At 32.1% G+C, this 13,133-nt stretch carries 12 protein-coding genes and 1 pseudogene; 11 read left to right on the top strand and 2 right to left on the bottom strand.

The genetic code is table 11. From position 1 onward, the window contains the following. Positions 1-35 precede the first annotated feature (35 nt). The 7 genes from CER22_RS12330 to CER22_RS12300 all read left to right on the top strand — a co-directional run bounded on the left by CER22_RS12330 (position 36) and on the right by CER22_RS12300 (position 7,124). Positions 36-1,625 carry a M3 family metallopeptidase gene (locus CER22_RS12330; protein WP_088608841.1) on the top strand — a complete coding sequence of 530 codons (1,590 nt, stop codon included), beginning with the start codon at positions 36-38 and terminating at the stop codon, positions 1,623-1,625. Between the two features lie 12 nt (positions 1,626-1,637). Next, positions 1,638-2,390 carry a WecB/TagA/CpsF family glycosyltransferase gene (locus CER22_RS12325; RefSeq protein ID WP_088063733.1) on the top strand — a complete coding sequence of 251 codons (753 nt, stop codon included), beginning with the start codon at positions 1,638-1,640 and terminating at the stop codon, positions 2,388-2,390. Between the two features lie 15 nt (positions 2,391-2,405). After that, a complete protein-coding gene (locus CER22_RS12320) occupies positions 2,406-3,404 on the top strand; it encodes a phosphotransferase (RefSeq protein WP_088063732.1) in 999 nt (332 codons plus the stop codon). 20 nt (positions 3,405-3,424) lie between these two features. Beyond that, positions 3,425-4,804: a 5'-methylthioadenosine/adenosylhomocysteine nucleosidase gene (locus CER22_RS12315; protein WP_088063731.1), complete on the top strand. Its 1,380-nt coding sequence runs from the start codon at positions 3,425-3,427 to the stop codon at positions 4,802-4,804. Positions 4,805-4,974: 170 nt separating this feature from the next. Further along, on the top strand, positions 4,975-5,679 hold the full coding sequence (locus tag CER22_RS12310; RefSeq protein ID WP_142291759.1) for an alpha/beta hydrolase: 705 nt from the start codon (positions 4,975-4,977) through the stop codon (positions 5,677-5,679). A gap of 389 nt (positions 5,680-6,068) precedes the next feature. Further along, positions 6,069-6,527 (top strand): GNAT family N-acetyltransferase, encoded by a 459-nt coding sequence (locus CER22_RS12305; protein WP_088063729.1) that lies wholly within the window; start codon positions 6,069-6,071, stop codon positions 6,525-6,527. A 99-nt stretch (positions 6,528-6,626) separates the two neighbouring features. After that, complete coding sequence (locus CER22_RS12300) at positions 6,627-7,124, top strand: DinB family protein (RefSeq protein ID WP_088063728.1); 498 nt, start codon at positions 6,627-6,629, stop codon at positions 7,122-7,124. Positions 7,125-7,169: 45 nt separating this feature from the next. On the opposite strand, the gene CER22_RS12295 is transcribed toward CER22_RS12300, so the two are convergent. Beyond that, positions 7,170-7,586 carry a hypothetical protein gene (locus CER22_RS12295; protein WP_088608840.1) on the bottom strand — a complete coding sequence of 139 codons (417 nt, stop codon included), beginning with the start codon at positions 7,584-7,586 and terminating at the stop codon, positions 7,170-7,172. A gap of 121 nt (positions 7,587-7,707) precedes the next feature. On the opposite strand from CER22_RS12295, the gene CER22_RS12290 reads away from it, so the two are divergent. From CER22_RS12290 to CER22_RS12280, 3 genes are all read left to right on the top strand, one after another. After that, positions 7,708-8,355: a response regulator transcription factor gene (locus CER22_RS12290; protein WP_046959692.1), complete on the top strand. Its 648-nt coding sequence runs from the start codon at positions 7,708-7,710 to the stop codon at positions 8,353-8,355. After that, the gene (locus tag CER22_RS12285; RefSeq protein ID WP_088063727.1) at positions 8,348-9,724 is read left to right on the top strand and encodes a sensor histidine kinase; all 1,377 of its coding nucleotides are present in this window, start codon (positions 8,348-8,350) and stop codon (positions 9,722-9,724) included. Before CER22_RS12290 ends, CER22_RS12285 begins: the two co-directional genes overlap by 8 nt. A 200-nt stretch (positions 9,725-9,924) precedes the next feature. Then, positions 9,925-11,721, top strand: a complete 1,797-nt coding sequence (locus CER22_RS12280) for a Xaa-Pro dipeptidyl-peptidase (protein ID WP_088063726.1) — start codon at positions 9,925-9,927, stop codon at positions 11,719-11,721. 59 nt (positions 11,722-11,780) lie between these two features. On the opposite strand, the pseudogene CER22_RS12275 reads toward CER22_RS12280, so the two are convergent. Beyond that, positions 11,781-12,046: pseudogene (locus CER22_RS12275) on the bottom strand (hypothetical protein). Between the two features lie 230 nt (positions 12,047-12,276). Between CER22_RS12275 and CER22_RS12270 the strand changes: the two are divergent. Next, positions 12,277-13,041 carry a class I SAM-dependent methyltransferase gene (locus tag CER22_RS12270; protein ID WP_088063725.1) on the top strand — a complete coding sequence of 255 codons (765 nt, stop codon included), beginning with the start codon at positions 12,277-12,279 and terminating at the stop codon, positions 13,039-13,041. The last annotated feature ends 92 nt before the right edge of the window (positions 13,042-13,133 follow it).

The following is a 13,133-nucleotide window of genomic DNA, read 5'->3' as shown; positions in this document are numbered from 1 at the left end:
GTAACTATTTGTAAAAATAGGAGGCGGCTATAAAAATGCATGAAATTACTAGGTGGGATTTAGATCGATTGTATCCAATTGAGGATATTGTAACTCCAATATTGAGGTTGAAAGAACAATATTATGCGACAAAAGATGTAGAGATTCTTTCAAAACTTATACAATCTATTGAAAAAGCAGAATACTATTTGTATTGCCGATCTGCTGAAGAAAGTATTTCATCTGACCTTACTATATCGACTATGACAGTAAAAGATTTGAAAAAAGAAGTACAGCAAGTAATACAGAAAAGTGAAATGGAAACTTCCAATAATATTAATACTAATTTAATAAAAGATGAACTTGGTGCATGGGAAAATATGTACATACAATTAAGAAATAAGATAGAAATAGAGCACAATAATAAGCAAATATCATTTGGACAAGCAAATAATATTGCAATGAATAGTGATAATGAAAAGGAAAGAGTAGAAGTATTCGAGTTATTAACAAATGCCTTACATAAGGAAAAAGAAATTTTTGCTACTGTATTAAATCAAATAGGGAGATTACGTAATACAAAGAGTAATGAATTAGAAGATAGAGAGATTTTAACGCAATCTCTACATGCTAATGGTATTACTGAAACTGTATTATTACAAATGTGGAATGCGACAGAAGAAAATCTTGATACATTAGTAAGTGTTTTAAACGTGTATAAGAAGGGGGAAGCTTCGATTACATGGCATGAACTTATGACCGTAAAGGAAAATAATGAGATTCATATCCCTTTTTCAGTAGCAGTTCAAAACATATACGATGCGTTTGAAAATATAGATAAAGAATTAGCAGAATTTGCACGGAATGCAATAGAGAGTGGATGGGTGGATGCGGAACCGAGAGATAATAAACCACCTGGTGGATTTTGTGCTCCTTTTTTCAGTGAAAAAGAATCACGAATCTCTATGCGTTATGACGGAAGCATCGATAGTGTAAGAGTACTTGCGCACGAACTAGGACATGCTTGGCATTTTTATAATATGAGTTTTGAGCAATCTACTTCTTTTTTAGATGATTATTTGCCAATGAGTACGGCTGAATCGGCGTCTATTTGCTTTGAAACGGTACTCTTAAACTATCTAATTCAAACAACAGATAGTATAGATATGAAAAAGTCATTGCTTAGTTGGAAAATAAGAAACTGTTTTAATTATGTAATGGCAATTCGAGCATCATTTGAATTTGAGAAGAATTTTTATGAAAAGTGTAAAGAAGGTCCATTAAGTGCTGATGAAATCGAGAAATTATCTATTATATCGCAAGAAAAAGCATATGGGCATGCGTTATCAGAATATCAGCCGTTTGTTTGGATGAAATACATTCAATTTTATATTGCAGATGTTCCTTTTTATAATTATCCATACACATTTGGGTATTTAGCTAGTTTTAGTTTATTAGAGATGGCTCAAGAAAGTAAAAGTACTTTTCATCCGAAATATAAGGAGTTTTTACGAGAAACAGGAAAAGCTCCAGTGGAAGAACTTATGAAAAAACATTTTGAAATCGATATAACAAGCTATGTATTCTGGTATAAAGCTTTTAGACAAATTTCGAAAGATGTTGATGAATATTTGAGGCTTATGTAAGGAGAGAGTATAGTGGATCACCAACTTATAAAGGGAATACCTTTTTCAACTTTAGAATATGAAAAAGCTATAAGTTTATTAAAAGGTTGGCTACATGAACAACAAGAGAAACCAAGGTTTGTAGTAACTGCAAATCCTGAAATTGTTATGTCTGCAAAGGAAAGCACGGCTAAATCAAAGCAGTTTAAAAAGATGTTACTTTCTGCAGATTTAATAACAGCGGATGGGATTGGCGTCATAATAGGCTCGAAAATATTAAAAGGAACTTTGAAAGAACGTGTTACTGGGGCAGATATCACTCACGATTTAATAAAATATTGTAATGACAATGAATATCGTGTCTTTCTTTTTGGAGCTGCGCCAGAAAGTAATAAAAAGGCACTAAAAAAATTAAATGAGCAGTTCCCAGGAGCACAGTTTAAAGGACAGCATGGATTTGTAAATGGCGAAGAAATAGAAGAAGTAAAAATGAAAATTAAGCAATTCAAGCCGCACTTACTACTAGTAGGACTAGGTTCACCAAAACAAGAAGAATTCATCTATGAAAACATACAAACATTAAACGTGCCGCTATCTATTGGTATAGGAGGCATGATTGATATAATATCTGGTACTGTAAAAAGAGCACCAAAAATTATGAGGGATACAGGAACTGAATGGCTGTATAGGTTACTTTCGCAGCCGAAACGGTTAAAGAGACAACTCGTACTTCCGAAATTTTTAATTTCAGTTATGGTAGAGAGGATGAAAGGAACACCAAGTTAAGAAAGGATAAACAAGATGATAGAGCCGTTATCTAATGAAAAAGCTAAAGAAATTTTTCGAGAGCTGAAAGTAGAATGTGAATATTTATTTGAATTTAAAATTCAAAAAGCAATACCTATTCATCGTGGTTGGCTAAATTTGAAGTGGAAACTCGAAACGGATGCAGGATCTTTTGTATTAAAGCAATATAATAAAGAACGGTACAAAATGTATAACCCAGAACTTTTAATACAAGCATTACATCACCAGCAAAGACTACATAATAATGGTGTATGTTGTCCGAAGCTTCTAACTTATAAAAATAATGTAATGCATACATCAAAAAATAATGAAAGATTTATAGTTTTAGAACATAAAGAAGGTAATCTAATTTCACCAGGAAAAGTGAATGAAAAGGAAATCTACTCTCTTGGTAAGACAATAGGTCAAATGCATAATTTGTTAAATGATGGCTCTTTAATAGAAGGAGAAAACCCTAAATTTGTTCCGCCTACTAAAGAGGAAAGGTTGAAACATTGGGAAGATAAAAGGAAAGAAGCAGAACAGTTAGGAAAAGAACATATTCTCTCCCATATAAAATTGCAGCAAGAAGCAACACAATTAGTAAATATAGATCAATTTTATAGTAGTAAAAAAGGATGGGTGCACCGTGATCTATGGGTAGATAATTTCTTATTCCATAATGATGAAGTCTCAGCAATTCTAGATTTTGATCGTATGGATTATGATTATGTAGAGTTGGATATTGGGCGTGCGGTTATATCTTGTGCCTTACATGATGGAGTATTAAATAAGAGTCTTGTTGCATCATTTTTAGCCGGATACCGTAATAAATTAGACTTTCCAATAGGGAGTATTGTTCGGGCAATTCAAATGCTTTGGTATATGGAGAGTACATGGTGGATTCATACTAATATGGATCAGAATAGTGTACCACCTTCACGTTTTGCAGATGAAATGAATTGGATAGCTGAAAATTATAGTGCATTACATAATATATTGGCAGACTTATAAGAAAAAAGGAGATAACATTCATGAACAGAATCGGCATTATCGGAGCAATGCAAATCGAAATAGACTTACTTTTAGAAAAACTAGCTATACAAGAAGAACAGACGATTGCGGGAATGCCTTTTTACATTGGCGAATTCATGGGAACAAAAGTAATTATTACACGTTCTGGTGTAGGGAAAGTAAATGCAGCCGCATGTACGCAAACATTAATTCATAAATTTCATGTAGATGCTATCATCAATACAGGTGTTGCTGGAGGGTTACACCGAGATGTAAAAGTTGGTGATATCGTTATTTCAACGAATGTTACCCACCATGATGTAAGTAAAACTCAAATGAAAAACTTATTCCCGTTCCAAGAAGAATTTGTCGCAAGTATGGAATTAGTTGAGTTAGCACGTACAGCATGCAATAGTAGTAGTTTACATATGGAGGTTCATGAAGGAAGAATCGTCAGTGGTGAATGTTTTGTTGAAGATTCAAAACTAAAAGCGAGATTAATAGACGAATATGCGCCGCATTGTACTGAAATGGAAGGTGCAGCAATTGGCCATGTTGCTTACATAAATGAAGTACCATTTCTCGTTATAAGATGTATTTCTGACAGTGCAGATGATGAAGCGCAAATTTCTTATGACGACTTCGCGAAAACTGCCGCAAATTATTGTTCAGAAATTATCGTTGAGATGCTGAAAAATATATCGAGTAAAACTTATAGTTCAAAAGGGGAGAATGACATGTTACAAGCATTAATTTTTGATATGGACGGAACGTTATTTCAAACTGATAAAATTTTAGAATTATCGTTAGATGATACTTTTGATTACTTAAGATCACTACAATTATGGGATACGGTAACACCTATTGAAAAATACCGTGAAATTATGGGTGTGCCTTTGCCGAAAGTCTGGGAAGCTTTATTACCGAATCATTCTATTGAAGTAAGAGAACAAACAGATGCATATTTTTTAGAAAGATTAATTGAAAACATTAAGAGCGGAAAAGGTGCTTTATACCCGAACGTAAAAGAAGTTTTTACATACATAAAAGAAAATAATTGTTCAATATATATTGCTAGTAATGGTTTAACTAAATATTTACGAGCAATCGTATCTTATTATGATTTAGACCAATGGGTTACTGAAACATTTAGTATTGAGCAAATAAACTCACTTAATAAAAGCGACTTAGTAAAAAGTATTTTAAACAAATATGATATAAAAGAAGCAGCTGTAGTTGGGGACCGGTTATCTGATATACGTGCAGCGAAAGATAATGGCTTGATTGCGATTGGATGCAACTTTGATTTTGCACAAGAAGATGAACTTGCGCAGGCGGATTTAGTAATAGATGATTTACTTGAGTTGAAGGGAATATTGCCTACTGTGCAGAGATTATAAATTCATTTAAAAAATCATATAATATTTTAAAAATCCTTCTTCCACGAATGGAGTAGAATTCATTTGTGATAAATTAGTAATAGTTTGATTTTTAAAAAAACTGAGTAGAGGATTATAAAGTGTGTGCAGTTTTTTGCCAATTCCTATATATCTTATTCCACGGAGGAAATATGCTTAAAGATAATTTTAACATTAGTAATATTCCCGCGGTTTTGTGGGGAGATAAAAGTGAAAAAGTTTTTATTGCAGTACATGGAAATAGGTCAAATAAGGAAGATACAGTTATTCAAATATTAGCTGAAGAAGCTAATCAAAAAGGTTATCAAGTATTAAGCTTTGATTTACCTGAGCATGGAGACAGAAAAAATGATAATACTCCTTGCAAAGTACAGTTTTGTGTTAGTGAATTATCGATAATTATGAATTACGCAAAAGAACATTGGAAAAAAGTAAGCGTGTTTGCATGTAGTATAGGAGCTTATTTTAGCCTTTTAGCTTATCAAAATGATGTGATAGAAAAGGCATTATTTTTATCACCAGTAGTTAATATGGAACGAATTATCGAAAATATGATGAAATGGTTTAATGTAACACCAGAGCTTTTGCAAAAAGAAATGACTATAGAGACACCGATTGGTCAAAAGTTATATTGGGATTATTTATGTTATGTAAAAGAACATCCTATTAATACATGGAATACAGATACATATATTATGTACGGATCCAAGGATGAACTGTGCGAATTTGAAACTATTAACTATTTTACAAAAAAACATCGTTGTAAATTAGAAGTCATGGAGACAGGTGAACATTATTTTCATACTGAAGAACAGTTCAAGATATTTGAACAGTGGTTACACAAACGTATCGATTAACAAATTATAATTTATCTTGAACCTGTTAGAGAAGAATAGTGAATATATAAACTAATATTATATTTGAAAGATATTATAAATGTAAAAGTATTCACTTAAACAAACAATTGCCTTAGTTCAATAAGAATTAAACAACTTTATTAATGATTTTTGAGTACAAATATCTTTATATGTATAGAAATTAAACAACTTTAAAGAGCTTTACCACACACTAGAGTGTAGCAAGGCTCTTATATTTTCATAATAAAATAAAACAACTATATTATCGATTTACATCTGAAGTGAAGAATACGCACACTACGAATTAAATAAAAGAACAACCATAAAAATGCTCAGAATAAATAATTCTTGAGCATTTTTACGTATTTTTATATTAAGGGGGAATTTACTTGAAAGATATACATATTCAACAAATTGAAGATTTAATGAAATACGAGCACGATTATCTTGTTCAAGAAAGCAAAGAAGAAGGATTTAATTTCTTAATAAAACTAATAAGTGAATATGAAAATAAAATAAACATATTTAATAAAACTGGAGAATGTTTATATGGTATTTTTCAAGGGGAAAAGTTAATTGGAATAGGAGGGTTAAATGAGGACCCATATACAGAAAACAATAGGATTGGTAGGATAAGGAGATTTTATATTGCAAAAGAATACCGAAGGAAAGGATTAGGGAGGTTACTGTTAGTGCGAATTTTAGGCGAAGCGAAAAAATATTTTAATATTGTTGTCTTACATACAGATACAGAACAGGGTGACAAATTTTATACTTCGAGTGGATTTTTGAAAGGGATAAAATTTGTGGGAGCAAGCCATTATTTGAACTTACATAAAAGGATGTAGTGAATTAATATTTATCTCTCTAATAGAACTTTTGTTCGTTTTTGTATAGATTGATGGTATAATTTATTAGAATCTATTATTAGAATGGGGAATTAGATAATGGGAGAGAATAAAATTATTAATGATTTTAATGAATATTCAATTTGGTTAAATACATTGAAAGGTATGAAAGAGGAATTGTGGGTGGCTCCAATATCAGAGGGGAAATGGACTATTAGCGAGATCATATCACATATTATGAACTGGGATGACTATCTTTTATGTGAGACATTATTATCAGTGAGAAATGGACAGGGAATGGAGTTCCCTGATTTTGATACATATAATAAACTAGCATCTAATTATGCTAAATCAGGTATATCTAAGGTGAAACTTCTTGAAGAAGCAAAAGCTAAAAGAGAATTACTCGTAAAAGAACTTAGATTACTGCCTGATGAAAATCTAAAGACACCTTTAACAGCCAATGGGGTATCACATTGTCCTCATACTGGAACGCCGTATTCTCTTATATATATTATTAAAGAATTTATAGATCATGATAATCATCATAAAAGACAGGTTATTCATTTTTTAAATGAAAATGTAGTTGCTAACTGATAAATAAAAGATCCCGCAAATGATATTTGTGGGATCTTTCTTACATTATAATTTAACATTCATTTGTTTCAATAATCCCTTCGGATCACCTTTCACATAATAAAAATGCGGATTGTTTTCATCATCGTAAAGCATAATATAAGGTTTTTGATTAAGCGGGAGGAGAATAAGTACTTCATCAATTGTTGTATGTAACCATTGATTTGTAATAGAAATTGGTTTAAATAATGGGATTTTTATCATGTGACCATCTTTTGGAACGACGTTTAAGTTTTTGAACGGGCCAGTAATGGATTTAGCGTATTGAACAGCTTCTTTTTGAATAGCTGGATCTAAAGATTGTTTTTGAACGACCATTTCTTTTTGACAATCAAACACTTCAATTTGTTGATTTGTATTTGCGAACACATTTGTTGATAATAAGAAACAAAGAAGAGTAATAACCCCGATTTTTTTAATCATAATACAACACCTCGTTTTTACTATACCCTTAAAACGTTCAAATATTTTTCTGTCACATTGATGTAACAAAGAAGTTGTATAATACAATTGGTTTTTGTTTAATAGCAATGGAGGATAATGTATGAGAGTATTAATAGCAGATGATGAACAAGATATGTTAAGGATTTTAAAGGCTTATTTCGAGAAAGAAGGCTTCGAAGTTTTATTAGCAAAAGATGGAGAAGAAGCACTTCAAATATTTTATGATGAAAAAGTTGATTTAGCTGTTTTAGATTGGATGATGCCGAAACATAGTGGTATTACTGTCTGTCAGGAAATAAAAAAGAATTCAAGCGTAAAAGTGTTAATGCTTACAGCGAAAAGTGAAAGTGAAGATGAATTAGCAGCACTTCAAAGTGGCGCAGATGAATATGTAAAAAAACCATTTCATCCAGGCGTATTAATAACTAGAGCGAAAAAACTTATACAGCATGATGATGTCATTCAAGTTCAAGATTTGAAAATAGATTTCACTAAAAATAAAGTTTATAAAAATGACAAAGAGTTAGATATTACAAAAACAGAGTTAGAATTGATAAAGTGTTTTTTAAATCATAAAGGCATGATTTTAACTCGAAAAAAATTGTTAGATATCGTATGGGGATTTGACTATTTCGGAGAAGAGCGAACTGTTGATACACATGTAAGAAGATTACGTAAAAAAGTAGGAGAAAATATTATAAAGACGCATCGTGGTTTAGGATATAGTTTGGAGGAGCAGAGTGAATAAACTTGGAAAAAAGCTATTTCTCAGCATTTCTATAACTGTTATTCTTATTTTTACAATCTCTTTATTATTAATTAACTATCTTTTACCGAAATATAATATTTACAAAACGCGAGAAAGTTTAGAAGGTATTACAGCACAAATACAGTCCATACCGAGCAAACAACTGGATGAAGCAATTACTAGCATTGAAAATAAAGGAAATGTTACGATTGCGTATACATCAATTAACAATTCGGAAGATCGAATTAATGATGAGTTACGTATGCAACTTACAAGGAAAAGGGTTGCCCTTAATAAACTTTGGATTACAAAAGAAGAAGTAATGAAAGTAAAGAACTTCGGGCAAGCGAATAAAATATATGATCAAGAAAAGATTAAATCTAGTTTTTTTGTGAAATACATTGCGAAAGACGATATGTTAATTTTAGTAGGAGTTTCGATCGCACATTCTAATGAAATAATAAAAGTGTTAAATTCATTTTATTTTTACATTTTTGGCATTACGATTTTTCTCATTATCGTACTTGTATGGATACTTTCAACGACAATCACCAGACCATTGAAAGAATTAAGTAATGTTGCAGAAGATATTTCAAATTTGAAATTTGAACGAGCGAAAGTGAAAACAAATGATGAAATAGGGGACTTAGCTAATAGTATTAATATCATGAGTGAAAAACTAAATGAAGCGCATGAAGATTTAACAGATCGAAATGAACATTTAAAACGATTTATGGGTGATGTGACGCATGAATTAAAGACTCCAATCGCATTAGTGAAAGCATATTCTATGGGAATAAAAGATGGTTTAGATGATGGTACATACATAGATACAATCATTAAACAAACTGATCACATTTCAAACCTAATTGAAGAGTTATTACGATTTTCTAAACTAGAAAGAGATGTTTTAGAAAAAGAAGAATTCGATATTAAATCACTAGTCCAAAGTATATTAGATAAGCATAAGATTGAACTGGAATCGAAAGAAATCAATTTGCAAGTGAACTATAATGTTAGCGATGCAGTTGTTAATGCTGATGTAAATAAAATGAAAATGGTCTTTCAAAATTTAATATCTAATGCGATAAAATATACAGCAAATCAAAATATAAAAATTACTTTAGAAGATAGAAATGAAAATATATATTTTCAAATTCAAAATGGTATGAATGCCGAACAAATGAAAGATATCGATAAAATTTGGGAACCTTTTTACGTCTTAGAATCTTCTCGTAGTAAAGACCATTCTGGTACAGGACTAGGTTTAGCGATAGTGCAAAGTATTTTAGAAAGACATGGTTTTGATTATGGAGTCTCTACAATAGAGCGAGATATAAGATTTTATATTAATATGAAGAATGACTAATTCGAAACTATAAAAAGCATCGTCTATTATTAGGCGATGTTTTTTTTGATTATATGAGAGTAGTAAATCAGAATGTATAACCTCGAAAGCTCGTTTGAAGAGTGTTCTACAAATTTTTCAAGTTGTTGCATGAAATATAAACTGAATTTTCTGTTATTTTATTGTATAGTAAAAGGAGACATATATGGGGAGGAAAAAGTATGGGGAAAAAGAAAATAGCAATTACATTATCAACAATCTTATCTTTATCAGTCACATCAGGAGTTTCTAGTATGACTGCGTATGCAGACAATAAAGAAACAAACTACATAAATGAGAATGACGTGAAGTTAAATGTGAAAGTTTCAGAAGGAGTACAATCAAATACGAAGATCGAATTAGAAAATGGGATGACAAAACCGATTTACTCGCTTGATGAAGCAATTATCGAAAATCTATTTGTAGAGACGGAAGTTGATAGTGATCGAGATGGAAAAAAGGATCGTGTATCAGTAAAAGTTATGCGTCCAAAAACTAATTCGAATGTGAAAGTTCCCGTTATTTATGAAATGAGTCCATATCGATCTGGCTTAAAAGATGTTCCTGTATATAATGTAGATGAAGAATTGTATGCGTATGAAGGGAAACCGTATGGAGCTGTTAATCTTGGTTCATACGGAAATTATTATGTGCCAAGAGGCTATGCAGTCATTTTAGGTGAAAGTATAGGAACTGGAAAATCAGACGGATGTCCAACTACTGGGGATGAGCAAGAAATATTAGGGACGAAATCTGTCATTGATTGGGTAAATGGGCGTGCGAAAGCATATACAGAAAATGGTGAGGAAGTTAAGGCTGATTGGTCAACAGGAAATGTAGGTATGACAGGCGTTTCTTATAATGGTACGTTACCAAATGCAGTTGCGACGACTGGCGTGGAAGGGTTAAAAACAATTATTCCAATCGCAGCGATTAGTAGTTGGTATGATTATTATCGTGCAAACGGTGCAGTCATTGCGCCTGGTGGATACCAAGGAGAAGATACAGATAACATGGCAGAAGCAGTTCTAACAAGAGAAAATCCTGAAGTTTGCGGACAAGTAATAAAAGAGCTAACAGCTGGACAGGACCGGAAAACTGGTAATTATAATGATTTTTGGGATAAACGTAATTATGTAAAAGATGCTAAAAATGTAAAAGCAAGTGTATTTGTTGTTCATGGTTTAAATGATTGGAATGTAAAGACGAAGCAGTTTGCGCAGTGGTGGGAAGCACTTGGAGAAAATGATGTCCCTCGTAAAATGTGGTTACATCAAGGTGGACACGGTGGAACATCAACAAATGATTGGCAAAGAACACAAAATAAATGGTTCGATTACTGGTTGTATGGAATTGAAAATGGGATTATGAATGAACCGATGGTGGATGTACAACGTGAAAATAAAACTTGGGATAAAATAAAAAATTGGCCGGATCCAGCAGCTGTACCGTCAAAAGTTCGTATGTATTTAAGTAACAAAGCAGTTAATTTGCCATTAAGTATGGGCTCTGCAAATAAAGTTTTCTCATTCGTGGATGATGCAAAAATGAAATCAAATCAATTAATAGAAAACCCAGAATTAGAAGTAGCCAATCGATTAGTGTATACAATGCCTGTACTTCAAAAAGATACGCGTATAAGCGGTACACCAAAGATTTCAATTACAGGAAATATTGATCGATCTGTATCAAATTTAACTGCTTTACTTGTTGATTATGGTGGAGCAAAGCCGGAAATTGTAACGAGAGGCTGGATGGATCCACAAAACTTAAAGAGTATAGAAAATTCAACAGCGATTCAACCGGGCAAAGATTATACATTCACATGGGATATGCAGCCTGATGATTATGTATTTAAAGCGGGGCATCAAATAGGGGGCATTTTAATCGCTAGTGACTATGATTATACGATTAGACCGAAAGCAGGCACGAAGCTTACAGTAAAATTAAGTGAAGTAATATTGCCGATTGTGAAATAAATAGTTATGAATAAAGAGCTTACTGCATAGTAAGCTCTTTAAACTTTGAAATGGGGAGTTTAATGTGAATGTTTATTAGTAGATACAAAAATGCTTACAACAAATAAAAAAATTGCATTCACGATCAATAGACCACTAAAGGTAAGCCCAGCAAAACCTCCAGCGAATCCATCTCCTACTTTTTCATCAATTACGTGCAAGGTGGCGAAGAAAGTATGAAAATACCACTGGCTATTTTCCATATTCGTTGATATTTCTTTGCTATAAAGAAAATGAGTGTATTAAAAGTGATAAGAAGAAAAATAAATCCAATTAATGAATTCATCATATCCTCCTTTCAATATAATTCTGAATTCATCATATCCTCCTTTCAATATAATTCTGAATTTTCATATGTTCATTTTGAATGGAATATTATACAATATAATTATATTGTATGGAAAGCGAGTGATATAATATGACAGTCAGCTCTTTCGAATTTTTATTAAAAATAAAGGTACAGGAAGATTAATTGAATGAAAATCTTCCGTACGTATAAAACGGAGGAGAAAATAAATGTTTAGTTTTTATAGTACACTTTGCACGGAACTTTATGATTTCACTAAGCCTGTCGGTTATTCTTTAAATGGTGATATTGAGTATTACGAGGAACGTTTAAAAAATTGTAGGGGAAGAATTCTCGAAGCAGCGGTAGGATCAGGGCGTGTCATTATCCCGCTTCTTGAAGCTGGTTTTACAGTAGATGGGATAGATTATTCACCTGAAATGCTAGAATCGTGCCGCGTGCGATGTAAAGAGAGAAACTTACATCCTAATTTATATGAAGGAAGCTTACAACAATTTTCACTGCCACATAAATACGAGGCAATTATCATTCCAACTGGATCTTTTTGTTTAATTGAAAATCGTACAGATTCTATAAACGCATTGAAATGTTTTTATGAACATCTTAATCCAGGCGGGCGATTAATCGTAGATATTATGCTTCCGCATGACTGGAAAACAGGAGAGATTCATACATCGACTTTTTCTTTGCCGAGTGGAGACGGAATTACATTAGAAAATAAATCAATTGAAATAGATTGGCTGAACCAAGTTACTCTATCATATTTAAAATATGAAAAATGGAGTAAAGGGCAGTTAGTACAAACAGAACTACAACGCTTTGCGATACGCTGGTATGGAATAGAAGAGTTTAAACTTCTGCTAGAAAGTATAGGTTTCTCTAACATTACTTACTCCGCTGACTATGTTTATGAAAAAGAACCGTCAAATGCAAGTCAAATGTTTACTTTTGAAGCTGTGCGAAACGAAAAATAAAGAACTATGTATGAAAATAAGGCAATCGATATAATATCGGCTGCCTTATTTCAATTGTATATTACTTACATGGTATTACGTTCCGGTTGTCC

Source organism: Bacillus sp. K2I17 (assembly GCF_002209985.1).
In the GTDB taxonomy this organism is placed as follows: Bacteria; Bacillota; Bacilli; order Bacillales; family Bacillaceae_G; genus Bacillus_A; species Bacillus_A wiedmannii.
Note: the sequence above shows the minus strand (reverse complement) of the source record. Positions and strands in the feature narration are given on the sequence as shown.